The sequence below is a fragment of the Paenalcaligenes sp. Me131 genome (assembly GCF_050487225.1).
GTDB lineage: Bacteria > Pseudomonadota > Gammaproteobacteria > Burkholderiales > Burkholderiaceae_B > Paenalcaligenes.
The window spans coordinates 191,648-217,629 of record NZ_JBKQGY010000002.1 but is presented as its reverse complement, the minus strand read 5'-3'; the positions used below and the strand labels follow the sequence as shown (position 1 = coordinate 217,629).

Annotated in this window: 30 protein-coding genes; 12 read left to right on the top strand and 18 right to left on the bottom strand. The window is 51.5% G+C overall.

Annotation, left to right across the window (positions count from 1 at the left end; translation table 11 throughout):
* Positions 1-76: 76 nt before the first annotated feature.
* Together galE and ACLPHM_RS09190 are read right to left on the bottom strand one after the other, a co-directional pair.
* On the bottom strand, positions 77-1,096 hold the full coding sequence (galE, locus tag ACLPHM_RS09195) for a UDP-glucose 4-epimerase GalE (RefSeq protein WP_430220939.1): 1,020 nt from the start codon (positions 1,094-1,096) through the stop codon (positions 77-79).
* The gene (locus ACLPHM_RS09190) at positions 1,093-1,614 is read right to left on the bottom strand and encodes a gamma carbonic anhydrase family protein (RefSeq protein WP_430220938.1); all 522 of its coding nucleotides are present in this window, start codon (positions 1,612-1,614) and stop codon (positions 1,093-1,095) included. The genes galE and ACLPHM_RS09190 overlap by 4 nt, the downstream gene beginning before the upstream one ends.
* A gap of 137 nt (positions 1,615-1,751) precedes the next feature.
* Between ACLPHM_RS09190 and rsmB the strand changes: the two genes are divergently transcribed.
* The 4 genes from rsmB (at position 1,752) to ACLPHM_RS09170 (ending at position 6,796) form a co-directional block, all read left to right on the top strand.
* Positions 1,752-3,089: a 16S rRNA (cytosine(967)-C(5))-methyltransferase RsmB gene (gene rsmB, locus ACLPHM_RS09185; RefSeq protein ID WP_430220937.1), complete on the top strand. Its 1,338-nt coding sequence runs from the start codon at positions 1,752-1,754 to the stop codon at positions 3,087-3,089.
* A gap of 78 nt (positions 3,090-3,167) precedes the next feature.
* Complete coding sequence (locus tag ACLPHM_RS09180; protein WP_430220936.1) at positions 3,168-3,767, top strand: DUF4390 domain-containing protein; 600 nt, start codon at positions 3,168-3,170, stop codon at positions 3,765-3,767.
* A complete protein-coding gene (locus ACLPHM_RS09175; RefSeq protein ID WP_430221387.1) occupies positions 3,767-6,067 on the top strand; it encodes a sensor histidine kinase in 2,301 nt (766 codons plus the stop codon). The genes ACLPHM_RS09180 and ACLPHM_RS09175 overlap by 1 nt, the downstream gene beginning before the upstream one ends.
* A 9-nt stretch (positions 6,068-6,076) precedes the next feature.
* Positions 6,077-6,796 (top strand): response regulator, encoded by a 720-nt coding sequence (locus tag ACLPHM_RS09170; RefSeq protein WP_430220935.1) that lies wholly within the window; start codon positions 6,077-6,079, stop codon positions 6,794-6,796.
* Between the two features lie 71 nt (positions 6,797-6,867).
* Here ACLPHM_RS09170 and ACLPHM_RS09165 read toward each other — a convergent pair whose 3' ends face one another.
* A complete protein-coding gene (locus ACLPHM_RS09165) occupies positions 6,868-7,770 on the bottom strand; it encodes a methyltransferase domain-containing protein (RefSeq protein ID WP_430220934.1) in 903 nt (300 codons plus the stop codon).
* Between the two features lie 72 nt (positions 7,771-7,842).
* Between ACLPHM_RS09165 and ACLPHM_RS09160 the strand changes: the two genes are divergently transcribed.
* Genes ACLPHM_RS09160 through ACLPHM_RS09150 form a run of 3 tightly spaced genes read left to right on the top strand, consistent with a single transcriptional unit; the run spans position 7,843 to position 9,969 of the window.
* A complete protein-coding gene (locus ACLPHM_RS09160) occupies positions 7,843-8,589 on the top strand; it encodes a ComF family protein (protein ID WP_430220933.1) in 747 nt (248 codons plus the stop codon).
* A gap of 15 nt (positions 8,590-8,604) precedes the next feature.
* Complete coding sequence (locus ACLPHM_RS09155; RefSeq protein WP_430220932.1) at positions 8,605-9,072, top strand: tRNA (cytidine(34)-2'-O)-methyltransferase; 468 nt, start codon at positions 8,605-8,607, stop codon at positions 9,070-9,072.
* Between the two features lie 30 nt (positions 9,073-9,102).
* Positions 9,103-9,969 carry an MOSC domain-containing protein gene (locus tag ACLPHM_RS09150; protein WP_430220931.1) on the top strand — a complete coding sequence of 289 codons (867 nt, stop codon included), beginning with the start codon at positions 9,103-9,105 and terminating at the stop codon, positions 9,967-9,969.
* Here the strand turns inward: ACLPHM_RS09150 and ACLPHM_RS09145 are convergent, their stop codons facing one another.
* From ACLPHM_RS09145 to ACLPHM_RS09130, 4 genes are read right to left on the bottom strand one after another with little or no spacing between them, the layout of a single operon-like run.
* Entirely contained in the window at positions 9,970-11,016 is a 1,047-nt protein-coding gene (locus ACLPHM_RS09145) for an NAD(P)H-dependent glycerol-3-phosphate dehydrogenase (protein ID WP_430220930.1), read from the bottom strand.
* Positions 11,017-11,021: 5 nt separating this feature from the next.
* Positions 11,022-11,537, bottom strand: coding sequence for a protein-export chaperone SecB (gene secB, locus ACLPHM_RS09140; protein ID WP_430220929.1), 516 nt, complete (start codon positions 11,535-11,537; stop codon positions 11,022-11,024).
* A gap of 43 nt (positions 11,538-11,580) precedes the next feature.
* Complete coding sequence (gene grxC, locus ACLPHM_RS09135; protein ID WP_135867043.1) at positions 11,581-11,838, bottom strand: glutaredoxin 3; 258 nt, start codon at positions 11,836-11,838, stop codon at positions 11,581-11,583.
* A gap of 27 nt (positions 11,839-11,865) precedes the next feature.
* Complete coding sequence (locus ACLPHM_RS09130) at positions 11,866-12,276, bottom strand: rhodanese-like domain-containing protein (RefSeq protein WP_430220928.1); 411 nt, start codon at positions 12,274-12,276, stop codon at positions 11,866-11,868.
* Positions 12,277-12,367: 91 nt separating this feature from the next.
* On the opposite strand from ACLPHM_RS09130, the gene gpmA reads away from it, so the two are divergent.
* The 4 genes from gpmA (at position 12,368) to ACLPHM_RS09110 (ending at position 17,007) form a co-directional block, all read left to right on the top strand.
* Positions 12,368-13,114, top strand: a complete 747-nt coding sequence (gpmA, locus tag ACLPHM_RS09125) for a 2,3-diphosphoglycerate-dependent phosphoglycerate mutase (RefSeq protein WP_430220927.1) — start codon at positions 12,368-12,370, stop codon at positions 13,112-13,114.
* A 1-nt stretch (position 13,115) separates the two neighbouring features.
* Positions 13,116-14,636, top strand: a complete 1,521-nt coding sequence (locus ACLPHM_RS09120) for a murein hydrolase activator EnvC family protein (RefSeq protein ID WP_430220926.1) — start codon at positions 13,116-13,118, stop codon at positions 14,634-14,636.
* 115 nt (positions 14,637-14,751) lie between these two features.
* Positions 14,752-16,242 carry a S41 family peptidase gene (locus ACLPHM_RS09115; RefSeq protein WP_430220925.1) on the top strand — a complete coding sequence of 497 codons (1,491 nt, stop codon included), beginning with the start codon at positions 14,752-14,754 and terminating at the stop codon, positions 16,240-16,242.
* Between the two features lie 12 nt (positions 16,243-16,254).
* Positions 16,255-17,007, top strand: a complete 753-nt coding sequence (locus ACLPHM_RS09110; protein ID WP_430220924.1) for a HesA/MoeB/ThiF family protein — start codon at positions 16,255-16,257, stop codon at positions 17,005-17,007.
* Here the strand turns inward: ACLPHM_RS09110 and ACLPHM_RS09105 are convergent.
* The 6 genes from ACLPHM_RS09105 to ACLPHM_RS09080 form a co-directional block, all read right to left on the bottom strand.
* Positions 17,004-17,762, bottom strand: a complete 759-nt coding sequence (locus tag ACLPHM_RS09105; RefSeq protein ID WP_430220923.1) for a pyrimidine 5'-nucleotidase — start codon at positions 17,760-17,762, stop codon at positions 17,004-17,006. The genes ACLPHM_RS09110 and ACLPHM_RS09105 overlap by 4 nt on opposite strands.
* Positions 17,762-18,661, bottom strand: a complete 900-nt coding sequence (gene argB, locus ACLPHM_RS09100; protein ID WP_430220922.1) for an acetylglutamate kinase — start codon at positions 18,659-18,661, stop codon at positions 17,762-17,764. Before argB ends, ACLPHM_RS09105 begins: the two co-directional genes overlap by 1 nt.
* A 91-nt stretch (positions 18,662-18,752) precedes the next feature.
* A complete protein-coding gene (locus ACLPHM_RS09095) occupies positions 18,753-19,262 on the bottom strand; it encodes a peroxiredoxin family protein (RefSeq protein WP_430220921.1) in 510 nt (169 codons plus the stop codon).
* Positions 19,259-19,978 carry a BON domain-containing protein gene (locus tag ACLPHM_RS09090; protein ID WP_430220920.1) on the bottom strand — a complete coding sequence of 240 codons (720 nt, stop codon included), beginning with the start codon at positions 19,976-19,978 and terminating at the stop codon, positions 19,259-19,261. The genes ACLPHM_RS09095 and ACLPHM_RS09090 overlap by 4 nt, the downstream gene beginning before the upstream one ends.
* The gene (locus ACLPHM_RS09085) at positions 19,978-20,571 is read right to left on the bottom strand and encodes a phosphoheptose isomerase (RefSeq protein WP_430220919.1); all 594 of its coding nucleotides are present in this window, start codon (positions 20,569-20,571) and stop codon (positions 19,978-19,980) included. The genes ACLPHM_RS09090 and ACLPHM_RS09085 overlap by 1 nt, the downstream gene beginning before the upstream one ends.
* Before the next feature lie 154 nt (positions 20,572-20,725).
* Positions 20,726-21,184, bottom strand: coding sequence for a YraN family protein (locus ACLPHM_RS09080; RefSeq protein WP_430220918.1), 459 nt, complete (start codon positions 21,182-21,184; stop codon positions 20,726-20,728).
* Positions 21,185-21,218: 34 nt separating this feature from the next.
* Here ACLPHM_RS09080 and rsmI point away from each other — a divergent pair, with 34 nt between their 5' ends.
* The gene (gene rsmI, locus ACLPHM_RS09075) at positions 21,219-22,157 is read left to right on the top strand and encodes a 16S rRNA (cytidine(1402)-2'-O)-methyltransferase (protein ID WP_430220917.1); all 939 of its coding nucleotides are present in this window, start codon (positions 21,219-21,221) and stop codon (positions 22,155-22,157) included.
* Here the strand turns inward: rsmI and ACLPHM_RS09070 are convergent, their stop codons facing one another.
* The 5 genes from ACLPHM_RS09070 to hpf all read right to left on the bottom strand — a co-directional run bounded on the left by ACLPHM_RS09070 (position 22,158) and on the right by hpf (position 25,890).
* The gene (locus ACLPHM_RS09070) at positions 22,158-23,063 is read right to left on the bottom strand and encodes a septal ring lytic transglycosylase RlpA family protein (RefSeq protein WP_430220916.1); all 906 of its coding nucleotides are present in this window, start codon (positions 23,061-23,063) and stop codon (positions 22,158-22,160) included.
* Positions 23,060-23,935: an RNase adapter RapZ gene (rapZ, locus tag ACLPHM_RS09065; protein ID WP_430220915.1), complete on the bottom strand. Its 876-nt coding sequence runs from the start codon at positions 23,933-23,935 to the stop codon at positions 23,060-23,062. Before rapZ ends, ACLPHM_RS09070 begins: the two co-directional genes overlap by 4 nt.
* A gap of 72 nt (positions 23,936-24,007) precedes the next feature.
* On the bottom strand, positions 24,008-24,943 hold the full coding sequence (gene hprK / locus ACLPHM_RS09060) for an HPr(Ser) kinase/phosphatase (protein ID WP_430220914.1): 936 nt from the start codon (positions 24,941-24,943) through the stop codon (positions 24,008-24,010).
* Positions 24,918-25,406, bottom strand: a complete 489-nt coding sequence (locus tag ACLPHM_RS09055; RefSeq protein ID WP_135863084.1) for a PTS sugar transporter subunit IIA — start codon at positions 25,404-25,406, stop codon at positions 24,918-24,920. The genes hprK and ACLPHM_RS09055 overlap by 26 nt, the downstream gene beginning before the upstream one ends.
* Positions 25,407-25,563: 157 nt before the next feature.
* Positions 25,564-25,890: a ribosome hibernation-promoting factor, HPF/YfiA family gene (gene hpf, locus ACLPHM_RS09050; RefSeq protein WP_135863082.1), complete on the bottom strand. Its 327-nt coding sequence runs from the start codon at positions 25,888-25,890 to the stop codon at positions 25,564-25,566.
* Positions 25,891-25,982: the final 92 nt, after the last annotated feature.

The following is a 25,982-nucleotide window of genomic DNA, read 5'->3' as shown; positions in this document are numbered from 1 at the left end:
TGGTGTCTCAAATCACAAAAAGCTTTCCTGCAGTCCCCCAGCGTGCGCAATGAATGCTTTGCTCCGTCGCAAAATATCAGCTGTTTTCAGAAGCGGCATGACACTGCCAGCGCCACGCATCATCACACATTTGTTGAATACCGGACGACGCTGTCCAGCCTAGTTTTTTTCTGGCTAAGGTAGTGTCTGCCCAGCACGAAGCAATATCCCCAGGGCGGCGAGGAGCAATCTGGTAAGCGATACGACGTTGGCTACTATGTTCAAAAGCCGAGATCATATCCAGCACCGAATAGCCTGTGCCTGTACCCAAGTTAACGGCCAGCAACTCGCTGTCATTGTCTAAGCAGTATTTCAATGCGGCTAAGTGACCATCAGCCAAGTCCATTACGTGAATGTAGTCACGTACTCCTGTGCCATCTGGTGTGTCATAGTCATCGCCAAATACGCTCAGGTGCGGTCTGTCGCCAATGGCTACTTGAGCCACATACGGCATGAGGTTGTTGGGTATTCCTTGAGGGGCTTCACCGATTAGGCCACTTGGGTGTGCGCCTACAGGGTTGAAGTAGCGTAAGCAGGCAATTTTCCAGCCTTCTTCGCTTTTATAAAGATTTTGTAAAATCTCTTCCACCATCAGCTTGCTATGACCATAGGGGTTGGTGCTGGATAGCGGGTGGTCTTCAGTTAAGGGCAAGAACTGGGGGTCACCATAGACCGTTGCCGAGGAAGAGAAAATAAAGGTACGCACATTAGCGTCTTGCAGGGCTTGCAGCAGTTGTACGGAGCCGTGTACGTTATTGTCGTAATAACGTAGTGGGAACTGTACCGACTCACCGACGGCTTTAAGCCCAGCAAAGTGCATAACCGCTTGTATACGGTAGCGTGTGAGCAGATCGTTGAGCAGCGCAGCATCGCGTATATCACCTTGCACAAAGTCAGGGCGGATAGTGGCGATTTCTTCTATGGCATCCAGCACTGAAGCCGAGCTGTTGCTGAGGTTATCAAGTATCAGTACGTTATAGCCAGCTTGTAGCAGGGCAACTGTGGTGTGGCTACCGATAAAACCGGTACCACCCGTCACAAGGATGTAAGGCTTCATAGTTTCTGTAAGGCGGTTTTGTAGTGTGCGGAACGTTCTTGGTAGGTCTTGGCATTGCGCTGTAGGTTAGCGACTTCTTCGTCACTGAGCGTACGTACGGCTTTAGCCGGAGAACCAATAATTAGGGATCGTTCTGGGAAGGTCTTGCCTTCGGTGACTAAGGCTCCAGCCCCTACAAGGCTATTTTTACCAATGACAGCACCATTTAAGACGACGGCTTGAATGCCGATTAAACAGCCATCTTCGACCGTACAGCCGTGAAGCATGGCTTGGTGGCCAATGGTGACGTTAGTACCAATAGTGAGCGGGTAACCGGGGTCTGTGTGCAGCACGGCTCCTTCTTGTACATTCGAGCCCGTGCCTATGTGTATAAGCTCGTTGTCACCACGCAAAATAGCACCCGACCAGACGCTGGTGTGGGCATCAAGCTGCACCTTGGCGATCAATACGGCTTCTTCGGCCACATAGGCACTGTCATGTACGTCAGGGCTGTTATCATCAAGTTTGTATTGTGTCATGCCACGCTTCCCAGATTGGACCAAACTACGATCGTAGCACCAACTGTATAAAAGCTGTATGGCACTACACAAAAGATGTTACAGTTTCTTGTGCCCAACTCTAAAAGGGCAGGCTGTTTTTTTAGTATTTTTTTGCCATGTCTTCTACTACTCCTTCTCTATCTACTGTATTGCTGGCCAGCGCCCAGCTCGTGCAAGGAGTTTTGGCAGGGAAATCACTCACCGAATGCTTAACGCAAACGCCCGCAACGGTACGTGCAGCGGCTCAGGCCGTGAGCTTTCACAGTTTGCGACGTTTGGGCTTGGCGAAGCAGTTGCTTAGCCAACTGGTTAGCCGTAAAGCGCCATCAGGGTTAACCGAAGCGTTGTTGCTGGTGTCATTGGCTGTGCTAGATAGCGCTGCCGAAGTACAAGAAAACGAAGACGCTTTCGCTGATCAGCCAGAAGTTCCTGTTTATGCCCCACATACTGTAGTGAATCAAGCCGTGCAAGCCGCTGCTGATCACAGGTTGTTGCGTGTGTATAAAGCCTTGATTAATGCCGTGTTGCGCCGCTATTTGCGTGAACGCACCGAGCTACTGGCTGAGGCCAATAGTCATCCAGAGGCCCGTTGGAATTTCCCCAATTGGTGGATCAAACAAATCAAAAAGGCCTATCCGCAGCAGTGGGAAGCCATCTTGCAGCATTCAAACCGTCCCGGTCCGTTAACGTTACGTGTGAACCAGCGCCGTTGCTCTGTTGCTCGACTGCAAGCGCTGTTTGAAGAGGCAGGTATTGCGTGCTGGACACCGGGTGGCGAGGCCGTGGTGCTGGCCGAGGCGCTGCCTGTGCAGCAGTTACCCGGTTTTGAGCAAGGGTGGTGGTCAGTACAAGATTATGCGGCTCAGCAAGCAGGAGCGTTGTTACCGGTAACAGACGGCATGCATGTGCTGGATGCGTGTGCGGCCCCTGGGGGTAAAACAGCCCATTTGTTAGAGCGTGCTGATATTTCGCTGGTGGCCTTAGATGCCGATGCCACGCGATTGCAGCGTGTGCCACAAAACTTACAACGATTGGGCTTGGATTCTGATCAGGTCACGATACAAGCCGCTGATGCAGCTACTGTAGAACAATGGTGGGACGGTACCCCTTTTGATGCGATTTTGGCTGATGTGCCATGTACTGCATCGGGTATTGTGCGTCGTCACCCTGATATACGTTGGTTGCGTCGCCCTCAAGACGTAGCGGCGACAGCGGCTTTGCAGGCAACCATTGCGGATGCTTTATGGCTGACATTAAAACCTGGTGGGTATATGCTGTATGTCACTTGCTCTATCTTCCCTCAAGAGGGTATTGAGCAAAGCAAAGCATTTTTGGCTAGGCATGCTGATGCCGTTGCGTTGCCTAGTCCAGGGCAAGTATTGCCACAGCCTGTAGAAAACGGGCAACCATGTGGTGATGGGTTCTTCTATCAGTTATTGCGTAAAGAGGCATAAACGTCGACCATGAGAGCGGGTAGATCTTTCAACCGGTTTGTACGCAAGGCAGGGCTAGCATTAGCTTTGTGTCTTGTGGTGCCTGTTGGTTCTGCTCAAGGTTTACGGGTTGCTGATGCGGTAACAGACAACACGCCTACGATGACCACCGTGGTGGACACGGGGCAACAGGGCACTACCGAAGAAGTGATACGGGTAGAGCCTGTTATACGAGATGGTCGTCTATACATAGACGCCGATGTGGATTTTGAGCTAAGTCCTGAGCTTCAGGACGTAGTCTATAAAGGGATTCCCCTGTACTTCACCGTAGATGTGGAGATACGTAGCACACGCTGGTGGTGGTTCGATAAAACAATAGTGGATGCCAATCAAACTTGGCGGGTCACCTACAATGCGTTAACCAGACAGTGGCGTGTGGGCTCGGGGGAGCTATTATTGCCGGAAAGCAGCCTAAACGAAGCCTTGGACTCATTACGTCATATACGAGGCTGGGCTGTGGCACCAGTAAGTGATTTTGATAAAAACACCGAACTGTACGGGCGTTTACGTTTGCGTCTGGATACCTCTTTATTGACTAGGCCCTTCCAAGTGGATGCGATGAATCGCCGCGCTTGGACGTTGTCCACCCCATGGAAAAACTTCACTTTTTCGATTTCCGACGCCGAGCACCAGCCGTAATTCGCTGGGTGCTGCGTATAGCCCTGATCATCGCTGCGGTAAGTGCAGTGGCGTTGCTGGGCTTATTGGTGTGGTCTACCGCTAACGCCTCACGCTATAACGAATACTACGACGTGCTGTTGATGTTAAACGGCATCTTGGCGGTTGCCCTGATTTTTTGGGTGGTGCTGTTAGGCGGACGGTTATTCAAGCAAGTAAAAAAGCGGCAATTTGGCGCGAGAATGACAGCGCGCTTCGCCTTGTATTTCACGTTAATAGGTATATTGCCGGGCACGTTGATCTACGTGTTGTCCGTGCAGTTCATGTCACGTTCTATTGAGTCGTGGTTTAACGTGCGTGTAGACCGAGCCTTGGAATCGGGGCTGGATTTAGGTAGGGCCGCGTTAGATGCGCGTTTAAGCGATTTAAAAAAGCGGGCCGCAAGCCTAGCTGTCATGCTGAATGAAAGCCATGTTGATCCAGGCTTGGTGCTAAACAGTTTGCGTGAACGCACCAACATTGGTGATGCCATGATTTTCACCAGTGCTGGCAGATTGATTGCGTATTCGTCCACGCGTTTTGATATGTCGCTGCCCGAGATCCCCAAGCAAAACGTGCAGAACTATTTGCGGGTGGCTAAAGAGTATGCCTCAGCCGAGCTAGACGACAGTCAAGGCGTAGGTTCTACTGGCCTGCGTTTGCGAGTGGTGATCCCGCTAGATAGTAGCAACAGTTACCTAGGTCAGTTTACGCAGCCTAGTGATAAGCGTTGGCTGCAAGTGACCGAGGCCGTGCCTGAAAACATTGCGCGACATGCTATGTTGGTAGAAGAAGGGTATAGGGATTATCAAGAGCTAGCGTTGTCGCGCCAAGGCTTGCGCAAGTTATATGGCATCATCTTAACGTTGGCGTTGATTTTGGCGGTGTTTGCCGCTATGGCTGCAGCGATTGCGATTTCTCGTCGGTTGGTGCGACCCTTGCTGGCACTGGCGGCAGGTACGCAAGCCGTAGGGGTGGGGGATTATCGTCCGCTACCTGAGAACTCGGATAAAGACGAAGTAGGGCAACTGACACGATCGTTTAATACGATGACCCGACAATTGGATGATGCCAGACGTACAGTAGAACGTAATAGACAGCAACTAGAACGTTCCAACTTGTATCTAGAATCGGTGTTAAGCAGTTTGTCGTCTGGCGTTTTGGTGTTTGATGATGCGTTCTGTGTGACCATGTTTAACCAAGCTGCACAGAATATTTTGCGTGCAGATTTGAGTTTAGTGAAAGGCAAACCCCTAGAGCACGTCACCGATGACAATGGTTTTGCTAACCAACTACGTAACGCATTTGCCGAACATTCAGCCGTAGGGGCTCGTGAATATTGGCAGCAACAATTTGAATTAAGCTTTGGCAGTAGGCATGATATGCGTGCTGTTATTATTACTTTGCTAGCAAGAGGTATGGAGCTTAGGATTGGACGAGACTCAAGCGGCTATTTAGTGGTGTTTGACGATATCAGTGATATTATCTCGGCGAACCGTCTAGTAGCGTGGGGAGAGGTAGCACGACGCTTGGCGCACGAAATTAAAAACCCACTGACGCCCATACAGTTATCGGCGGAGCGTTTGGCTCTGAAGCTAGAATCGAAGCTGGATGAGACGGATGCAGCGATGCTGAAACGAGCTACCACCACCATTGTGAACCAGGTGGGCTCGTTAAAGCAGATGGTGGACGACTTCCGAGAGTATGCTCGGGTGCCACAAGCGCAGATGCAAGAATTGGATATAAATGCGTTACTGCATGAAGTACTGACTTTGTACGGATGGGATCCGGAAAGTGCTTCTGCAGAAAACAGCGGACGTGTAAACTGGGAAGTATCGCTAGGAGCGGGGGTGCCCGCCGTAGAAGGTGATCCAACACAGTTACGTCAAGTGATTCATAATCTGTTGGCCAATGCTGTGTATGCGGCCACTCAAGGGCGCGAGCCTAGCGAGGGAATCATCACAGTGAAAACCTCCTGTACCATTCATGATGCAGAACAGGGCATACATGGGGTACGATTGGTGGTGGCGGATAATGGCCCAGGTTTTGATGAACAATTGTTGGCTCGAGTATTTGAACCCTACGTAACAACAAAGGCGACAGGTACTGGTTTGGGGCTAGCCATTGTGAAAAAGATCATAGAGGAACATGGCGGTAAGATAAGCGTGACGAATCAACGTGAAGGGGGCGCACGCATCACCATCCTCTTGGCCCGCTTGGCAGGATCAAAAGTAGTAGCTGATTCTGTTGAAGGTAATGATAATAGCGTAAAAAGCTCGTAGGGACGGTTTATGGCCAGAATTCTGGTAGTTGATGATGAAATCGGAATCCGTGAACTCTTGTCTGAGATTCTGTATGACGAGGGGCATACGGTGGAAGTCGCAGAAAATGCCGCGCAGGCGCGTGCTGCCCGCTTAAGGGCACGGCCTGATCTGGTACTTCTGGATATCTGGATGCCGGACACGGATGGCGTTAGCCTATTGAAAGAATGGGCATCACAAGGTTTGCTAGACATGCCTGTAGTCATGATGAGTGGTCATGCCACCGTTGACACAGCGCTAGAAGCTACACGTATAGGGGCGGTGGATTTCCTAGAAAAACCCATCACTATGCAAAAGCTATTGCAAACTGTGGCCTCCGGTTTAGAACGGGTAGTTGTGCCACCCAAAGTACCAGCTATGGCTGCTGCACCACGCGTTGGTGGGGTGCCAGCGGCAAGTGCTGATGTGGGTGTGGTAGCTAATGCCCAGAACCGTATGCAAGCACCTGCTTCAGCCATACAAGGTGAGCAAGGTGGTTCGCACTTGGGCAGCATTTCGCTAGAGCTGCCTTTGCGTGAAGCACGTGATGAGTTCGAACGTATTTACTTCGAATACCATCTGGCCCGTGAAAATTACAGCATGACACGTGTGTCAGAGCGTACAGGGTTAGAACGTACTCACTTGTACCGTAAGCTGAAGCAACTGGGTATTGACGCGTCGGCTCGCCGTCGTAGCCACAATAACCAGTAAGCTAAGCAGAATAAATCAACCGCGCCAGTCCAATAAGGAGTGGCGCGGTTATGTACGTGTGATTCTATGAGTCAGTTGCGCTTGCGGCTAATGCTGGAAATAGGAATACGCACTTCACCACTTTGTGCATCACGCAACGTTGTTGCGCGCCATGCATGCCCGTAGGCAATCTCTAAACTCAAATGAATGGTGCCATCCATATGGCGCTGAGCATTGAGTGCATCCACCAAGCGCTTGTACCACGCTTTGCCTGGTAGACCTTTTCTGCGCAAGGTGCTGGCGTTACCACCCAGCACATACACGTCTTGCAGTAGTTTCTCTGCAGATTGGTAGGTCAGGGTGATGACTTCTTGATCCATCACCGGATCAGTAAAGCCATTTTGCAGCAGTTGATCCCCATAGTCATGCATGTCCACAAATGCCAAGGTTTGGGTTTGAGCATTGGCGGCTTCCATGGCATTACGCAGTTCTAGGAACGTACCGGGACCCGGTGCGGAGAACATCACTAAGCCATTGGGCGCCAAGATACGTCGCCATTCTTGGAATACTTTTTGTGGATCGGGCTGCCATTGCAATGACAGGTTAGACCACACCAGATTTTGGCTTTCAGGAGGCAACTGTGTATTGGCCATGTCAGCCAACACAAAGTTGTTGTTTGTACCTGGTTTATTGCGCAGGCGTTCCCATAAGCCAGGGCGATGGGTGTGCCGTTCTTTGGCCACCTCTAGCAAGCGCGGGCTGATATCAACGCCGGTATAGAGCATGTCAGGGTAACGCGAACGTAATGGGTCTATCGCGTGTCCGGCTCCGCATCCAGCATCCAGCACAGTTTGTACATCTAGGCGTACATAGCCTAGCCTTGCCAACATGCGTTGGGCAATTTCACCGTACAAAAATTGCGGTGCATCTAAGGGTGCACGGCGGTCAAATTGTTGTTGTACGTGTTGTAGGCTAAGAGGAAGAGGGTGTGACATGATTGCGCGATAGAACCCTGCCAGCCATACGAGGCCGCTAGAGTATAAGTTTGGTTAGGGCAAGACACTATTATGGCGCATGCATTTCGCTTAGGCGACCTTTTACAACCACTCTGTCAGGTTATACAGATTCCAAGACCTTGTTTGGTGTGTGAGCAGAGGGCTTGGCGCTACGGTGTGTGCCAAACGTGTTTACACGAGCTAGCACAGCAACGTCAGCAGGGCAGACGCTGCGAGCGTTGTTGGGTGCAGTTGCCTGCCACAGGAGGCTGTAGAGACTGCTCAGCGCGTCCTCTGGCTGTTGATCAGGTGTTTGTGGCATGGGACTACCACGATGCGGCTGAACTGCTGATACAAGCCTATAAGGCTCGTCAGCAGCACTGGTTAGCGGCAGTAATGGCCGATGCGCTGTATCAGCAAATAGTAGGGCAGTGGATTACTAGGCCTGAGCAGATGTTGGTGTTGTCGGTGCCATCCTCTAGAGCTGCGTTGATTCGTAGAGGTTTTAATCCTGCCGCTGAAGTCGCTAAGGTAGTGGCAAAGCGATTACGGCAACCGTATCTGGTGGGTGGGCTGTACAGTGTGGACACCCAGGCTACTGCTGCGCAAAAGCAGCGTACTCGTCAGCAGCGCTTAGGGGCTAAAGCGCCCGCTTGGCGATGTGTGACGTTGCCAGTAAACAGCACGGTATTAGTAGTTGACGATGTACTCACCACCGGCAGTACACTTCAGCATGCCGCACAATTATGCCGGCGTGCAGGGGCGTACCGCGTGTATGCAGCGTTGGTTGCTCGTACGCCTTGGCGTGATCATTTTTGAATTCATCAGGTTGTTATGTTCCACATTATTCTGGTTTCTCCGGAAATCCCGCCCAACACGGGCAATGTCATTCGTTTGGCTGCTAATACTGGCGCCCAATTGCACTTGGTTAAACCGCTGGGGTTTGCGCTTGAAGATCGCAAACTAAAACGTGCGGGGCTGGATTATCACGAGTGGGCACAGGTCAAAGTACATGAAAACTTACCTGCCGCACTGGAAGCCATAGGGGCGAGTCCTGATCGTTGCTTTGCATTGACCACTAAAGGCCAAACCCTGAATAAGCCCGTGTTTAAGGCTGGCGATGTGTTTGTGTTTGGTTGTGAGACTGCCGGGATGAATGCCGAGCAAATGGCGCTCTTTGCAACAGAACAACGTTTGCGATTGCCTATGCGTCCAGAGCAGCGTAGTTTGAATCTTTCTAATGCCGTTGCGGTGACTGTGTTTGAGGCATGGCGACAGCTGGGTTACGAAGGTGCAGTGTAAAGAATGATGCTTTTCTGGGTGGAATAGGCCATGAGTGTTCGTATTAGTGCGTTATACAGTTATCCCATTAAATCTTGCGCAGCAGTCACATTGACGCGTAGCGCTATTTCGCCTTCTGGGTTGGAGTGGGATAGGCAATGGGTGATGGTCAATGCTGAAGGTGAAAAGATGACCCAACGCACCATTCCACGCATGGCCTTAATACAACCCACTATCGAAGCCGAACACATGCGTCTGCAAGCACCTGGCATGCCAGATATTCTGGTAAGTCTGCAGCGTGTAGAGCAGCCTCCCATCGTGGATGTGCAAATTTGGGCTGATTGGACACGCGGTCAAGACGAAGGTGATGCTGTTGCTGAGTGGTTGTCTACCTTTTTGGGTATGTCGTGTAGGTTATTGCGTGTGCATCCTACAGCGCATAGAGCGGTGAGTGCGACATGGTCGCGTAAGTGGGCCGATAGGTCAGGTGAAAGCGCGGAATTCTTACAGAAAGGGATGTTCGGTTTTGCCGATGGCTTTCCTTTTCTGATTTGCAATGAAAGCTCGTTGGATGAGTTGAATGGCGAGATACGCTTGCAGCAAGGTAGCGATATACGCATCAACCGTTTTAGACCGAATATTGTGGTGCAAGGCTTGGATGCGTATGAGGAAGACTACGTACAAAGCTTACAAGGTGGCGGGCATTATTTTGCGCGCCTCAAAAACTGCACTCGTTGTCCGTTGCCGAACGTGAATCCTGAAACGGCCGAGGTGGGCGATCAACCAGGTAAAGCACTGGTGAGTTCTAGACGCTCAGCGGCAGGGATATTGTTTGGTATCAATATGGCGTTGTATCAAGCCAGCGAAAGCCCATTCATTGAAGTAGGGCAAACGCTGGAAGTGGAATACGACGTCTAGTTACGCGCTTTCTTTGCGCGGATCTCGAGTTAACAAGGTTTGTACCGCCTGACGAGGGGGCAAGCCTTGTTGCAGTACTTGATACACGGCCTCGGTAATGGGGGCGTGTACATTCAAGCGCAAAGCGATGGTACGAGCGGCTTCAGCGCAGCGTACACCTTCGGCAGTCATGCCGGAACTTAATATTTTCTGCAGGTCTTCGCCTCGGCCTATGGCCAAACCCACGCGTCTGTTTCTAGACAGATCGCTGGTGGAAGACAGCACGAGGTCACCTAAACCCGTTAAACCTTGGAATGTCTCGGGTAAACCACCTAACCCTACGCCTAGACGTTGGATTTCGGCTAGGCCTCGAGTGATCAAGGCGGCTCTCGCATTAGCGCCTTGGCCCAAACCATCGCCTATGCCGCAGGCAATGGCAATAATGTTTTTGAGTGCACCACCTACTTCCACGCCAATGACATCGTGACTACTGTAAATACGCGCTTGCGTACCATGCAGCAAGCTGACGGCGCAGTGCATGAGGTCAGGGTTGTCGCTGGCAATGGTCAGTGCTACAGGTAAGCCATTAGCGACTTCTATCGCAAAGGAAGGGCCTGAAAGCACACCGTGGTGTAGCCAGTCGTGGTGAGGGGTGTGTTGCTCAGCAATGACGTGTGGCAGATCGCCACTTTGCGCATCAAAGCCTTTACAGATATGTACCAAATGCACAGGGTGTTGACGTGTGCGTGGTAAGAAAGCCGACAGTTGGGTACAGATCTGCGCCAAACCTGCCACCGGTACACCCAGAATGATGAAAGCTGGGCTGTCATCGTTACCTAGGGCGTGTTGCATGGCTGTTTCCAGCGATGCTGTGGCCGATAAGCCATCGGGTAGCTGTATATCCGGCAGATAGCGTTGCAGGCTATGTTGCTGGTTGATCTCAGCGACGCTGGCTGTATCGCGTGCCCAAAGCATAGTAGGAGCGTTGGCGTGACACAGCACGGCTAATGCCGTGCCGTAACTACCGGCTCCTAGTACGCTGACGCGTGGGGGCGCAGAACTGTGCATCCGATTTACTGGATGGGTTGGTTTTGTGCTTCGGAAGCAGCTTGCTGTTGAGCTTCGGCTACGCGTTGCTCGTACATCTGCTGGAAGTTCACTTCAGTCAGGTGCAAGGCTGGCAGTGTGGTGCGAGTGATTGCATCAGCGACTGTAGCGCGCAGGTAGGGGTACAGCATAGTTGGGCATACGATGCCCAGCAGCGGATCCAACTGCTCCGCAGGGATGTTGGCGGCTTCAAAAATACCGGATTGTGTTGCTTCGATCAGGTACAGCACTTTGCCCTGAATACGGGTGGTAACCGTAGCCGTGACAGAGGTTTCGAAAATGCTTTCAGCCAAACGCTGAGCGCCTACTTTCAGTTCAACTTCAACGTTAGGGGCTTCTTGCTCCAAGAAGATCTGTGGTGCATTTGGCATTTCCAGTGAAAGGTCTTTCACGTAGGTGCGTTGCAGGCTGAAACTAGGTTGCACAGCTTGTTCGTTAGAGGCTGCGCCAGCATTGTTTTCGGGTGTGTTCTGTTCGGACATGAGGGCTCCAGAAAAAGTGATAGTTACAGATACCGTTAAGTAATTAGGATTCCAGCAGCGGCACCAGTTCGCCAGCTCGATCCAAGGCTGCTAAATCATCATAGCCACCCACATGAGTATCGTTAATGTAAATTTGGGGAACGGTACGACGTCCGGTGCGTTCCATCATGATGGAGCGTTGTTCAGGATCACGATCGATCAGGATTTTTTCAATGTGTTCGACACCGCGCTGTTTAAGCAGCATCTCGGCCCGTACGCAGTAAGGGCAGACGGCGGTGCTATACATAAGAACTTTTGCCATGATAGTGTCAACAAGCGTAAAAAAGTGTTAGGACTTGCGCACAGGCAAGCCAGCTTCAATCCAGCCTTGTAGGCCTTTATCCAAGCTAAATACCTTATCAAAACCCAGTTTACGCAAAGTTGCAACAGCCTTAGAAGAGGTGCGGCCTTGCTCGCATACCACTACAATAGGCTTATCTTTAGCAAAGTGATTGCTGCGGCTTTCCAAATCAGCCAGTTGAACGTTTTGCGCTTGCGCAATATGAGCGGCTTTGAACAGGTCAGCAGAGCGGATGTCGATGATCACTGCATCGTGCTGGTTCATCTGAGCAACGGCTTCAGAGGGGCCAATAGGGCGGCCATTACGGTTTTTAGTGAAGGCTGGTAATAGAAGCATGATGCCGGATAACACGGCAACGACTAAAATTAGCAGATTGTTTTGACTGTATAAGAATTCCACGATAAATCCTGATGAAAGCCGGAAATGAATGGTTGAAGGGTTTAATTATAAAATGGACAGCAATTTTTAACTTAGAGGCTGTATTTTTACCATGTATAAACTTGTATTGATGCGTCATGGCGAGAGCCAGTGGAATCTGGAGAACCGTTTTACTGGTTGGACAGATGTGGACTTGACTGAAGCCGGTCGTGAACAAGCCCGTCAAGCGGGCGAGTTGCTCAAAGCCAATGGCTATGAGTTCGACATCGCATTCTGCTCAGTGCTCAAACGCGCCATCCGTACTCTGTGGATCGTTCTGGATACCATGGATGCGATGTACACGCCCGTAGGCATGAGTTGGCGCTTGAACGAGCGTCATTATGGCGCGTTGCAGGGTTTAAATAAAGCAGAAACTGCAGAAAAGTACGGTGAAGAGCAAGTACATATCTGGCGTCGCGCTTATTCTATCGGCCCTGAACCAGTGGCTGAAGATGATCCTCGTCACCCACGTTTTGACCCACGTTACAGCCGTCTGACAGCAGAGCAATTGCCCGCTACAGAATGCTTAGAGACAACCGTAGAGCGTGTGGTTCCCTTCTGGAACGATTCCATTGCTCCTGCTATTCGTGCAGGTCGTCGCGTACTGGTGACGGCTCACGGTAACAGCCTGCGCGCGTTGATCAAGTACTTGGATAACGTGTCTGAAGACGAAATCGTTAACCTGAACATCCCTACAGGCCAACCTCTGGTTTATGAGCTGGACGAAAACCTGAAGCCTATTCGTCATTCCTATCTGGGCGACGAAGAAGCGATTGCGGCACAAATGCAAGCCGTAGCTGCTCAGGGTAAGGCGAAATAATATGCGTCGTGGCGTGCTCTTGCTGTGGTCATTATTGGCTGCTTCCCCGCTAGCGGTGGGGGCAGAAGACTTACAGTCCCGACAAAATGAGGCGAGACAGCAGCAGCAAGAGCTACGCCAGCGCATACAATCGCTACAGCGAAATATCGAGAAGGCGGAAACCTCCCGCCAAGACGCAGCTCAGGCGCTGCGTACTACCGAAAGTGCTATCTCCGATACGGATAGACGTTTACTGGAATTAGAGCAACGCTCCAAACAGGTGCAAAACCACCTAAGCGAGTTGCAGGCACAAACCAGTGAGCAAGAAAAACTGCGTGATCAACGACAGCAAGAACTGGCCGAGCAGTTACGTGCCATGTATGCCAGTGGCTTATCGCCCTGGGCTGCGTTGTTGTCGGGGGACGACCCTCAGGCTATACAGCGAGAGCTAGGCTACTTGTCGTATGTCTCACAAGCGCAGGCAGAGAAAATTCAAGCCTTGCACGCAACGTTGCGTAACCTAGAACGGTTGAAAGCGAACGTGCAGTTATCGCAGCGTGAGTTGGCTCAGCTCAGCGAAGAAAGCGAGAAAAAGAAAGAAGAGTTAGTGGCTCAGCAAACTGAACGCAGCCAAGTCTTGGCGCGAGTACAGACAGAGCTGAACCAACAGCGTGGGCAAGCGTCGCGCCTGCAAAATAATGATGAGCGTCTGGGCAGGCTGATTAGCGGCTTAGATGTGGAAATTGCTAGACAAGCTGAGTTAGCCAGACAGGCTGAGCAGCGACGCCGCGAAGCCGCTGAGCGTCAACGCCGAGAAGCAGCCGAGGCGGCAGCCCGTCAACAGGCTGCAGATCGCCAAGCACGCGAAGTGGCTGCTAGACGTGCAGAAGAAATACGGTTGGCCGAAGAACGACGTCGTGCAGAGCAGGCTCGTGAACCGTTGCAGGTAGTGCAAGTTCGCCCTAGCGATGGTGTGGTGGCCGTAGACGCGACAGAAACGCCACGTGAGCGCATACGCATCACGGAGTCCACCGCGACGGTGACTACGCCGCCGCCAGCGCCTCCTCCAGTACGTGAAGTGGTGCGTGCAGCACCGCCTGAACCTACTCCTGCACCTTCTACCCCTATACGTGAAGTGCCTAGCGGAGGCTTCAATGGGTTATCCAAAGGGTTGCCTATGCCTGTGCAAGGTACAGTGCAAGGGCGCTTTGGTGTAGATAGGCCCGATGGTGGGGGTAAATGGCGCGGCATTATGATTCGTGCAGACCAAGGCCGTGCGGTGAAAAGCGTAGGCGCAGGACAGGTGGTATACGCCAACTGGCTAAATGGCTACGGTAATTTGTTAATTATTGATCACGGTAATGGTTTGCTTACCGTTTATGGGCATAATCAAAGCTTGTTGAAGCAAGTAGGTGATGTGGTGGGCGCTGGTGAAGAGGTGGCGCGAGTAGGTGCTACAGGCGGGCAAGTTGAGCCTGGTCTTTATTTTGAAATCCGTCAAAACGGGCAGCCCGTTAACCCGCAACTATGGTTGCGGGGCTAGGCAGATGGCGGTATTCTTTACCACTACGCAGGAAGTGTCTGTTGCTCAACCTTTAAAATAGTACGGGTACTGCCTCTTAGGGCACTACTAAATAATTCGAGATTACAGGAAATACATGGCTAATCGCAGGCTTCGCGGAATTGGATTAATAGGCTTAGGTGCATTGGGTGGGGTGCTGATCAGCCTAACCGTCAGTGCAGTGGCCCAAAGAGGTGAGCCGCTACCATTGCGTGAACTGCAACAGTTCGCCAATGTGTTTTCAGCAATTAAAAGCAGCTACGTAGAGCCCGTCTCCGATCAAGAACTGATCGGCGATGCGATCCGTGGCATGTTCTCCGAACTAGACCCTCACTCCACCTACTTGGATGCCGAAGCATTCCAAGAGATGGAAAACATGACGCAGGGTGGTTTTGGTGGCTTGGGTATTGAAATCGGTAGCGAAGATGGTCGTCCTAAGGTGATCTCTCCTATTGAAGACTCCCCAGCAGCGAAAGCAGGCATCATGGCAGGCGATATCATCACGCAGATTGATGGTAAGCCAACCAAAGACATGAGCTTGAACGATGCCGTCAAAATGATGCGCGGCGAGCCACAAAGCTCTGTGAAATTAACGATTCAACGTGCTGGGCAAGATAAGCCTATAGACATCACCATTGTTCGCGATCTGATCAAAGTACAAAGTGTGCGTGGTAAAAAGCTGGATAACGACTTGATGTATGTGCGTATTGCACAGTTTCAAGAGCGTACCGCTGCCGATTTGGTTCGCCAGTTGCGTACTTTGAGTGAAGGTTCTACACCTCGTGGTCTGGTGCTTGATTTGCGTAATGACCCCGGTGGTTTGTTGGAAAGCGCGATTGGCGTGACCTCAGCCTTTGTTGAGCCTGGCAAATTGGTGGTGTCTACCAAAGGCCGTATTCCATCGTCTAACCGCGAATACTTTGCTAAGCCTATGGCATCGGTATTGAGTGATTTGCGTGGCGATCCAGAAGCCTTGCGCTCACTGGGTTGGTTACGTGAAATCCCAATCGTTGTGTTGGTGAATGCAGGTTCTGCGTCGGCGTCTGAGATTGTGGCGGGTGCATTGCAAGATCACAAGCGCGCGACCATTTTGGGTGGCAGATCCTTTGGTAAGGGCTCTGTACAAAGCGTACTGCCTTTGGGCGAAGACTCTGGTATCAAACTGACTACCGCGTTGTACTACACACCAGAAGGCCGCAGCATTCAGGTGACAGGTGTAGAGCCTGATATTTTGGTAGATGATACCGCTCAAGGTAACTTGTTCCGTTTGCCACGTGAAGCTGATTTGCAGCGTCATTTTCATAATGAAAACGGCGACAACGAAGATGAGCAGAAAGACACGGAAGAATACGTGGCTGAGCCCAAAATGTTTGAGTTCGGTGGTGATGACGACTTCCAGTTGATGCAAGCAGTTAACTATCTGGAAGGCCGTGAGGTGAAAAAATCAGACCCCAGCACAGTAGTGGAAACTGCGACCGAAGCAGGGTCAGATGATGCTCAAAAAAAAAGAGTAGCGCCGACACGCAACAGTGATGGAGCAGAGCGGTTTAAAGTCACACCGCACGGACTAGAGCCTGCCAAGCCTTAAGCTGAGCTAGCGATGAACGATCAGCATTTGATGCGCTATGCACGCCATATTCTCTTAAATGAATTTGGCGTGGAAGCGCAGGAACGTATAGTGTCTTCGCATGCCCTCATCGTGGGGGCTGGTGGGCTGGGCTCACCTGCAGCTTTTTATTTGGCTGCAGCAGGTGTGGGCACCCTAACCCTAGTGGATGACGACGAGGTAGAGCTCAGTAACCTGCAGCGTCAAATTCTGCACACCACCGATCGCATAGGCATGCACAAGGCAGAGTCTGCCAAGCTCAGCCTGAATGCCTTGAACCCATCTATTACGATTAATACGGTATGCCAGCGCCTAGATGAAGACGCTTTGCGGCCGTTGGTGATGGCGGCTGATGTGGTGCTGGACTGCACTGATAACTTCGCAACGCGTCATGCTATCAATCGTAGTTGCTTACGCCACCGTAAACCGCTGGTATCGGGAGCAGGCATACGATTCTCAGGCCAGATCAGCGTGTACGATTTGCGCCAACCCACGGCACCTTGCTATAGCTGCTTGTTTCCTGAGGCGGATGACGTAGAGGAACTGCGTTGTGCAACTACAGGGGTGTTTGGGCCTGTTGTAGGCACTATAGGCTGTATGCAAGCCGCTGAGGCACTGAAAGTGTTAGGTGAGTTCGGAGAGCCGCTGGTAGGGCGTTTGCTGAGCTTTGATGCGTTGACGGCCAAATGGCACAGCATACGCTTCCAACAAGATCCGGGCTGCGAGGTATGCGGGCAGCCTGATTAACGGCTGCCGTATTCCACTAATTTCAGCTTGCGATGGCGTTGAGCTAAATCTCGTATGCTGTGAATACGTAAATCCACATAACTATTTCTACCACGGTGCAGTGCCGAGTGCGGTGTACCGGGGTTAAAAATGTGCACGGTTTGCATACCCAACTGCTTGGCGCTTTTCAGATTACGCAACGTATCTTCTACTAGAACAAACTGCTCGGCGGGTACCGCAAAACGGGCTTGTAGCTGCTGCATCAGTGCCAGTGAAGGCTTGGGTCTAAAACGGCCTTGCAATTGCATATGCTCAATGGCCCAAATCTCATCAAACAGTGATTGCATACCCACTAGCTGTAAGACTTCGCGTGCGTAATGCTCGGGTGCGTTAGTGAGCACTATTTTTCGGCCAGGCAAGCGATTGAGCTGATGGATGATGTCACCCTCAGCCGACAGCAGTGGCAGCAAATCAAAGTCATGACTACGGTGCAAGAAGGCTTGGGCATCTACACCATGATGTCTATGCAGACCAATCATTGTGGCACCGTAACGCTTCCAATATTTTTGACGTAGAGCATTGGCCTCGTGCATGTCTACTTGCACGAACTCAGCCACGGCTTCGGTCATGCTGCGGTCAATGGCTTGGAAGATGCCGTGTGAGGCATTGTGCAGGGTGTTGTCCAGATCAAAGAGCCAGACAGTATGTGGAGCCGAGGTTTGCGGATAATGCCGCCCACTGCGCGTACGCAGCGGGCGTTGCGGAGGATGCAGCATTAGTGCGCGCTAATCATGGTACCTACACCACGATCGGTGAGGATTTCCAACAGCAAGCAGTGCGGCACACGACCATCAATTACGTGTACAGAGTTCACACCATTACGAGCGGCATCCAGAGCGGATGAGATTTTTGGCAGCATACCACCGGAAATCGTACCGTCTTGGAATAGCTCATCAATAGTTTGTGCAGACAAACGACGCAGCAACTCACCATTTTTGTTCAGAACACCGGGAGTGTTGGTCAGCATAATCAGCTTTTCTGCACCCAGTACTTCAGCCATCTTGCCGGCGACAACGTCTGCGTTGATGTTGTAGGCACGACCGTCTTCGCCGTAGCCAATAGACGAGATCACAGGGATGAATTGATCGTCTTGCAACGCTTTGACTACTGCGGGTTCGATGCGAGTAATGTCGCCCACAAAACCAATATCTATCATGTTTTCAGGGTCGTTGGCATCTGGCAGGTATTTCTTCTTCACTTGGATCAAGCAGCCGTCTTTACCGGTTAAGCCCACCGCTTTACCGCCAGCTTCGTTGATCATCATGACGATGTCTTGTTGTACCTGTCCACCCAGCACCCATTCCACCACTTCCATGGTTTCAGCATCGGTGACGCGCATACCTTGAATAAAGCTGCCTTCTTTGCCTACGCGTTTTAAGGCATTGTTAATTTGTGGGCCACCACCATGGATCACTATAGGATTCAGGCCAACTAGCTTCAGCAGCACCACATCGTGCGCAAAACTGCGCTGCAATGCCTCTTCGGTCATAGCGTTGCCGCCGTACTTAATCACTACCGTTTTACCGTGGAATCGACGGATATAGGGCAGGGCCTCGGAAAGAACTTCCGCTTTAATGGTGGGGGAGGAACTAGGTGATTCGCTGGAAGTGGTCATCTCGGTGTTCACATGCAAAGATGAAAGAAAACCCGGGCGCTAACGCTTCCCGGGGTCTGAATGAATACTGTACTACCAAATGACGGAAATTTTAACTGGCAAGTGCTTTTTCAAGGGTATTGATAAAGGTTTGCTTGTCGTAATTTCCCACATAACGCCGCAGGATGTTCCCTTTTTTATCAATTAGGAAAGCCGTAGGGGTTAAGCGTACGTCGCCAAAGGCTTTGGCGATGTTGCCATCGGCATCGCGCGCAACCGTAAAGGGGAGCTGGCGTGTGCTGGTGAAGTTGCGTACGTATTCTTCGGGATCGTGCTTCATGGCGACGCCAATGACTTCAAAGCCTTGATCGGCATAGTCAGTGGCGTATTGGCTGGTGTCGGGCATTTGCGCGACGCAGGTAGTGCAGTCAGTGGCCCAAAATTTCACCAGTACTACTTTACCTTGTAGGGACGCCATACTGATATCGTTACCCTCCAGTGTGTGGAAGGTAACATCAGGGGCTTTAGCACTGGAGTCAGAGCTAGAGTCACCACAGGCGGCTAGAAAACCTAGCACGCCTACCAGCATTAACTTAGACAGTAATGAAAACAACTTGCTCATTGAACAGGCATCGCGACAGGGCCGTTATCCGGTGAGCCGGATGAGGCGGGTGAAGTAGAGGTATTGTTACTGGTGTTAGCGTTGTTTGTGTCGGTTTGGTTCTGTTCTTTCTGCACGCTAGCAGGGCTGACGTATTCAAACAGTTTAACAACTTTGTTCACGCCCTCTACACTGGCGGCTGCCAAGGCAGCGCGCTCGCCTTCGGTGGTGGTGACTTTACCTTGCAGGTACACCACGCCACGCTCGGTAGTGACGCTGATAGTGCGGCTAGGCACTTCTTTGGTGTTGATCAAGGCAGTACGCACTTTGGTGGTGAGCCAGCTGTCGTTTGAGCGTACGCTGAGCGAAGTGACGTCACCGACGCGCAGGTAGTTGTATACCTTGCGTACTTTAGCCACTTTGCCGATGTTGGATTCAGCTTGCTGGCGCAGTTCTTCGGTAGGTACATCGCCTACCAACAAGACATGCCCAGCGTAAGAGTTGGTGTTGATGCGTGCATCCTGTTCGCCAACCAGTTTGCGGGCTTCGGCACCCGCTTTCATTTCAATGCTCTGGTCTTCAACCTGCTCGCCTGCTGTACGTCTGTCGGTTGCTACGGTAGCTGTTGTAGCGGCAACGCCACCTACGGCAATAGCAGCGCAACCACTCAGTGTGATGCTGCCAGCCAAACCTAGAGCGATAAGAGAGAGGCGGGTAGTACGAACAGAAAAAAACATTATTCAACATCTCCGAGTAGGAGCGCATCAATACCATCACACATGGCATGCAACATGAGCATGTGTACTTCTTGAATACGCATGGTGCGTTCGTGTGGAACACACAGGTGAATATCGGTGTCACGCAGCATCTTGCCGATTTTGCCACCACCTTTACCGGTGAGGGCAATCACGACCAGATCACGCTCGTGGGCAACCTGAATAGCACGCATCACGTTTTCTGAGTTACCACTGGTGGAAATAGCCACCAGAATATCGCCGGTTTGCCCAAGGGCCGCGACTTGGCGTTCGAATACAGCGTCAAAGCCGTAATCGTTACCCACAGCAGTCAGAATAGAGGTGTCGGTGTTTAGGGCAATACCCGCCAATGGCAGGCGATCGCGTTCAAAGCGCCCTACCAATTCAGCAATAAAATGCTGGGCATCAGCTGCCGACCCACCATTACCACAAGCAAGTACTTTGCCGCTGTTGGTAAGGGTGGCGAATAAAAGTTCAACAGTGGCAGCCAGTGGCTCGGTGAGCTCCTGGGCACTGAGATAAAGCGCTTCGGCAGAATCGTCGAAGTGCTGGGTCATTTTAGCGATCAGATCCATGATGTTGATTATCGCATGATCAAGAATTGAGGTGAATGCCGTAGCATCGGTTCCCACGATTATGACACTTCTGCCTGCATAATGGGGCGTGCTCTAGTATAGAGTGGGGGCGGTTTCTACTGGTTATAGCGTGAAAGTGCAAAAAATCGCAACCTTATGTAAAAGCATCAGGAATCCAAAGCAGCTCAGCGCCTGTAAAAGCGACCACGTCGAAGCGGCAAGGTGGCTGTTTTCCACCGAAATGTTGTAGGCAAAGCTGGGAAAGTAGGAAAGATGCAGATAGGCGGATACGTTGTTGTTTGCTTCGGTTTACACTGGCGGCTGCGCCGTCAAAGTGCGTGTGATGGCGATAGCGAACTTCAACAAACACCAGTGTGTGTTGATCTGTAGCGATGAGGTCTATTTCCCCGAAAGGGCTAGAGATATTGTGAGCCAGTATGCATAGGCCTTGCTTGCGTAAATACTGTGCGGCACGCTCTTCATAGCGCTGTCCCACACGTTGCGTAGGGGATTGCTGAGGGTGCTTAGGTTGAGTCGCGGCGCGGGTACGTCGTTGTAGTATGCGACGTTGAGCAAGACGTGCTAGAGCGGCAGGGGTAAGTGGCTGGCTCATGGTGAAGGATAATTTGAGAAGGTGACAACGTAGTATGGATGAGATCAAGATAGAGCAGGGCATGGGTGTGACAGTTCAGAGCCTGCTGCAACGTACGGAAGAGCAGTCTTGGCCTGAATCCTGCTTGTACGTAGTAGCCACGCCTATAGGTAATTTGACCGACATGAGCTTGCGAGCATGGCAAGCCTTACGTCGTTGTGATGTGATTGCCGCCGAAGACACACGTTCAACCCGCCCATTGTTGCAAGCGTGGGGTGTGGATACGCCATTGATGGCTGCGCACCGTCATAACGAAGAGCAAGCTGCTCAGCAAATTGTGGCAAAACTAGAGGCCGGCCAGCGCGTGGCCTTGGTGTCCGATGCGGGCGCGCCAGCAGTGAGTGATCCTGGCTCGCGTATAGTGCGAAAGGTGCGCGAGGCGGGTTATAGGGTATTGCCGTTACCGGGCCCTTCTGCGGTGATTACCGCATTGATGGCAACGGGTGTCACGACTGACGAAAACCCCTCTTTTGCCTTTGCTGGTTTTGTTCCGCCTAAAACAATGGCTAGACGTAAATGGTTGCAGCAATGGGATAGATTTGAGGGTCCCGTGCTCATGTTTGAAGGCCCGCACCGTCTGCGTGCCACTTTGCTGGATATGCTAGAGGTGTACGGTCCTGATCGTCAGGTGAGCGTGGCGCGTGAGCTGACAAAGCGTTTTGAGCAAGTACACACGCTAGTATTGGCTGAGGTAGAAGCCTGGCTAGATGCAGATAGTCACCATGAGCAAGGTGAGTTTGTCTTGGTCGTGCATGCGAACGCTCAGGTAAGCGCTGCCGAAGAGTCCGATATCGATGAAGTGACGCAGCAATGGATGCGCGTATTGTTGACGCAGTTGTCCGTGAAGGATGTGGTGAAGCTGGCAGGGCAAGCTAGTTCGTATAAGCGTGATGCGCTGTACGACTACGCATTACGCTTAAAAGAACAGGGTTAGTTAGCGTATCGCTAAACTGGACACAATGCCGGTTTCTTGCTCAATGCGGCGACCGGCATCCAGCGCTTCAGTACGGCTGTTGTAAGGGCCTATTTGTACGCGGTACAAATCATTGGCTGGCGCTACGTGCGCTTCACGGAACTCCACACTGCTAATTTTTTGATTCAGATGATCCACCAGCGAATTGGCACTTTGCTGCGCGGAAAAAGCACCGAATTGTAGATATACCTGCGGCACGCCACTGTTTTCACTGATAGGGGTGAGCTTGCCCGTGGATGCGTTTTGGTACTCATGTTGAGCAGGCTGTAGTGTGGCGGGGCTTTGTGTGGTGACAGGCGTGGGGCTGCCTTGTGCATAGGCGCCGGTGCGTATGTCATCGTGGGTAATGGCCTCGACGATCACAGCACCACTACCGGGCCCTATAAGCCCCAGCTTGGTGGCTGCAACATAAGACAGGTCAATAATTCGCCCACCATGAAAGGGGCCTCTGTCGTTGATCCGTACGATGACGCTTTGCCCCGTTTGGGGGCGAGTAACTTTGGCGTAGCTGGGTAGGGGCAGCGTAGGGTGAGCAGCTGTCATGGCGTACATGTCGTAAATTTCGCCATTTGCTGTTTTGCGGCCATGGAACTGCTTGCCATACCATGAAGCGGTGCCCGTTTGCCTAAAAGGCTGGTCGCCAGTCATGGGCACATATTGTTTACCCATTACCGTGTAGGGGCGCATGTTGGCGGGGGCATGCCGCTCAATGCGGGGTTGCGCATTGGGAATAGATTGCAGGTTTTTGGGCGGGTTAACATCAGGGCCATCATTTTGATAATAACCACCGCCTCGTTTGCTTGTCGTGCCGCATCCAGCCAGGATGGCACTAAGTAAAAGAACGAAGAATAATTTGCTACGTGTCATGGCACCGGATTGATGGGGGGTTGGTTGCGATGGCGCACTAACAACGGAGAATGCTGGCCAAAGCGTCTGGCTAATTGCTCTACCACATAGACAGAGCGGTGTTGGCCGCCGGTACAGCCAATGGCTACCGTTAGGTAGTTACGCGTGTCTTGCATGTAGAGTGGTAACCAGCGTTCAACAAAACTGGCGATGTCATCCACCATGTTTTGTACGCTACCAAAACGGTCTAGCCATAACGCAACGGGTTCATCGCGGCCAGTCAGGTGACGCAACTCAGGGTCATAGTGTGGATTGGGTAAGCAACGCACATCAAATACCAGATCGGCGTCGCCAGGCACCCCTCGTTTGTAGGCAAAAGACTCAAAGGTGAGCACTACAGACGCACGGTCGGCTTGCACCAGATCACGTACCCAGGCGCGCAATTGCCCTGGGACTAGATCGCTGGTATCTATCACGTGTTCTTGTTCGCGCAGGGCCGCCATCATTTGGCGCTCGGCATCAATGCAGGCTTGCAATGATGGCGCTTGGTTATCTTGACGCAAGCGATCAGTCAGCGGGTGACGGCGGCGAGATTCAGAATAGCGCTGTTTCAGCGTATGGTCGTTGGCATCTAAGAAAATGACTTGCAATGCCACGCCACTGTTACGTAACTGGGTAAGGATGCCGGGTAGGCTGTGCAAATCGCCGGGAGCACGTACGTCGATCGCAATAGCGACACGCTCCAGTTGGGTTTCAACTGAACGGGTGATGAACTCTTGCAGGAAGGGAACAGGTAAATTGTCTACGCAGGTGTAGCCCGTATCTTCGAGCAAACGTAGGGCAACGGATTTACCAGAACCTGAAATTCCGGTGATAAGTACGACTTTCAGCATGGATGGTCAGCGACATACAGAAGGAAAAAAAGGCCGGCGTTATACCAGGACTGCCCAACTATCATACCAATTCTATACTACACGCTGTTGACTGCTTTCCTGTATGGCCTGTGCTTGACGCTCAATAAAATCACGCATGGTATCAATGCCACGAATCTTCAGGATAGTGTTTCGTACAGCAGCTTCTACTAACACAGCCAAGTTTCGACCTGCTGCCACTTGCAGCATGACTTGCAAGATATCCACTCCCAAAATGGATTGAGTGCGATCTTGCATAGGTAAACGTTCAAAGTCCGCAGGGTTGGCTCGCATCAAATGCACAATGAGTTTGAGGTTCATTTTGCGGCGTACTGATGTTTCACCAAAGATGGTGCGTATATCAAGTAGGCCCAAACCACGTACTTCTAGCAGATTTTGCAGCAATGCCGGACATTGACCTTCAATCACGCTAGGGGCTGTGCGAAATACTTCTACCGCATCATCAGCGACCAAGCCGTGTCCACGGGAAATCAATTCCAGTGCGAGCTCGCTTTTCCCTAAACCGGATTCGCCCGTAATTAATACCCCTAGCCCAAGCACATCCAGAAATACGCCATGCAAAATGGTGCTGGGAGCCAGACGCTTGTTGAGATAAACACGAAGTAGGTCGATGATCTCAGCAGCATCCAGCGGCGAGGCTAATAGAGGAACATGGTGTTGTGCGCAAAAACTCACCAAGTCCTCAGGGGCAGTTGCATTGCTGGCAATGATAATGGCAGGTACGCCGCCTTGAGCCAGTTCTTCTAGATGGTGTTGACGTCGCTTTACATCAAAGCGGTGATAGTACGACAGCTCTTCTAGACCAAAGACCTGAATACGGGCAGGGTGTATTAAGTTCAAGTGCCCAAGCAGATCGGCGGCAGCCATGCCGGGATCCAGCAGGATATGGGCGGCGGATAATTCACCTGCCAGCCATTTAAAATTCAGACGTTCAGTGGTATCGCTAACAAGTTCCTGTATCGTCAACATGGTCTGGTTTATCCACATGGCTGGTGAGAAGTTGGTGGATGACAGCAGGATCCGTTTCTGTGTTCAGCGCGTGGCGCAGGTCAGGGTCGGACATCAGGCGGGCAATTTCAGCCAGCAAGTCCAAGTGCACCTGAGTTGCATTTTCGGGAACCAACAGAATAAACAACAGACTAGCAGTGCGGCCATCGCAGGCATCGAAACGAACGGGTTCCGATAAACGAATAAAAGCCGCTAGCGGCTCTTTAAGATCTTTGATACGGCCATGAGGAACGGCGACGTTGTGACCCAGCGCGGTCGATCCTAGGCGTTCGCGTGAGAATAGGCTTTGAAAAACAACCGTACGGGCAATGCCCTGATTGTTTTCGAATAACAAACCTGCTTGTTCAAATGCGCGCTTTTTGCTGGTAGCCACCAGATCCAGTACAACATTTGAGGGAGGCAGAATTCGCGACAGTAAGTTCATGATTTACAGTACAGAGACTAGTGCGGGTAAGCACCGTCACATTAATGAGAGTTAAGCGCCATTTAATACGAAACTGCAGAAATAATAAAGCCCCATGTTACGGGGCTAGGTAGATGCAGTAGTGTATAGGCCTACTGATTATAAAGTAACTCTGACTTTATAGTGAGGCGGATTCCATACGCTTGTGCGGAGTGTGTGCGTGATTCCCAACTTTGTCCTTAGCCTTGATGATTTGCCTTTCAACCTTGTCAGCCAGTACATCAATGGCAGCATACATGGATTCTTCGGCGGCTTCGCTGTGTAGGTCTTTGCCTGCTAGACGCAGGGTAACCTCGGCTTTGTGCTGTACGCGCTCAACTGAAAGAACGACCTGAATGCCTATGACGCTATCGAAATGTTTGCCGACGCGGCCAATTTTGTTTTCCACGTATTCGCGGATGGCTGGAGTGATTTCTACGTTGCGACCGGTAATGCTCAGACTCATATAAAGCTCTCCTGTGAGGTCAATATGCACAGCGTACGTGTGCGAAGGACAGTAGGTAAGGCGTGTTCTCCATATCTGTTATCGATGACTTC

Excerpts from the sequence above, each read along its gene's own strand:
- galE (WP_430220939.1), bottom strand. The coding sequence starts at position 1,096 with ATGAAGCCTTACATCCTTGTGACGGGTGGTACCGGTTTTATCGGTAGC.
- ACLPHM_RS09190 (WP_430220938.1), bottom strand. The coding sequence starts at position 1,614 with ATGACACAATACAAACTTGATGATAACAGCCCTGACGTACATGACAGT.
- rsmB (WP_430220937.1), top strand. The coding sequence starts at position 1,752 with ATGTCTTCTACTACTCCTTCTCTATCTACTGTATTGCTGGCCAGCGCC.
- ACLPHM_RS09170 (WP_430220935.1), top strand. The coding sequence starts at position 6,077 with ATGGCCAGAATTCTGGTAGTTGATGATGAAATCGGAATCCGTGAACTC.
- ACLPHM_RS09165 (WP_430220934.1), bottom strand. The coding sequence starts at position 7,770 with ATGTCACACCCTCTTCCTCTTAGCCTACAACACGTACAACAACAATTT.
- ACLPHM_RS09160 (WP_430220933.1), top strand. The coding sequence starts at position 7,843 with ATGGCGCATGCATTTCGCTTAGGCGACCTTTTACAACCACTCTGTCAG.
- ACLPHM_RS09155 (WP_430220932.1), top strand. The coding sequence starts at position 8,605 with ATGTTCCACATTATTCTGGTTTCTCCGGAAATCCCGCCCAACACGGGC.
- ACLPHM_RS09150 (WP_430220931.1), top strand. The coding sequence starts at position 9,103 with ATGAGTGTTCGTATTAGTGCGTTATACAGTTATCCCATTAAATCTTGC.
- ACLPHM_RS09145 (WP_430220930.1), bottom strand. The coding sequence starts at position 11,016 with ATGCACAGTTCTGCGCCCCCACGCGTCAGCGTACTAGGAGCCGGTAGT.
- secB (WP_430220929.1), bottom strand. The coding sequence starts at position 11,537 with ATGTCCGAACAGAACACACCCGAAAACAATGCTGGCGCAGCCTCTAAC.
- grxC (WP_135867043.1), bottom strand. The coding sequence starts at position 11,838 with ATGGCAAAAGTTCTTATGTATAGCACCGCCGTCTGCCCTTACTGCGTA.
- gpmA (WP_430220927.1), top strand. The coding sequence starts at position 12,368 with ATGTATAAACTTGTATTGATGCGTCATGGCGAGAGCCAGTGGAATCTG.
- ACLPHM_RS09120 (WP_430220926.1), top strand. The coding sequence starts at position 13,116 with ATGCGTCGTGGCGTGCTCTTGCTGTGGTCATTATTGGCTGCTTCCCCG.
- ACLPHM_RS09115 (WP_430220925.1), top strand. The coding sequence starts at position 14,752 with ATGGCTAATCGCAGGCTTCGCGGAATTGGATTAATAGGCTTAGGTGCA.
- ACLPHM_RS09110 (WP_430220924.1), top strand. The coding sequence starts at position 16,255 with ATGAACGATCAGCATTTGATGCGCTATGCACGCCATATTCTCTTAAAT.
- ACLPHM_RS09105 (WP_430220923.1), bottom strand. The coding sequence starts at position 17,762 with ATGCTGCATCCTCCGCAACGCCCGCTGCGTACGCGCAGTGGGCGGCAT.
- argB (WP_430220922.1), bottom strand. The coding sequence starts at position 18,661 with ATGACCACTTCCAGCGAATCACCTAGTTCCTCCCCCACCATTAAAGCG.
- ACLPHM_RS09095 (WP_430220921.1), bottom strand. The coding sequence starts at position 19,262 with ATGAGCAAGTTGTTTTCATTACTGTCTAAGTTAATGCTGGTAGGCGTG.
- ACLPHM_RS09090 (WP_430220920.1), bottom strand. The coding sequence starts at position 19,978 with ATGTTTTTTTCTGTTCGTACTACCCGCCTCTCTCTTATCGCTCTAGGT.
- ACLPHM_RS09085 (WP_430220919.1), bottom strand. The coding sequence starts at position 20,571 with ATGGATCTGATCGCTAAAATGACCCAGCACTTCGACGATTCTGCCGAA.
- ACLPHM_RS09080 (WP_430220918.1), bottom strand. The coding sequence starts at position 21,184 with ATGAGCCAGCCACTTACCCCTGCCGCTCTAGCACGTCTTGCTCAACGT.
- rsmI (WP_430220917.1), top strand. The coding sequence starts at position 21,219 with ATGGATGAGATCAAGATAGAGCAGGGCATGGGTGTGACAGTTCAGAGC.
- ACLPHM_RS09070 (WP_430220916.1), bottom strand. The coding sequence starts at position 23,063 with ATGACACGTAGCAAATTATTCTTCGTTCTTTTACTTAGTGCCATCCTG.
- rapZ (WP_430220915.1), bottom strand. The coding sequence starts at position 23,935 with ATGCTGAAAGTCGTACTTATCACCGGAATTTCAGGTTCTGGTAAATCC.
- hprK (WP_430220914.1), bottom strand. The coding sequence starts at position 24,943 with ATGTTGACGATACAGGAACTTGTTAGCGATACCACTGAACGTCTGAAT.
- ACLPHM_RS09055 (WP_135863084.1), bottom strand. The coding sequence starts at position 25,406 with ATGAACTTACTGTCGCGAATTCTGCCTCCCTCAAATGTTGTACTGGAT.
- hpf (WP_135863082.1), bottom strand. The coding sequence starts at position 25,890 with ATGAGTCTGAGCATTACCGGTCGCAACGTAGAAATCACTCCAGCCATC.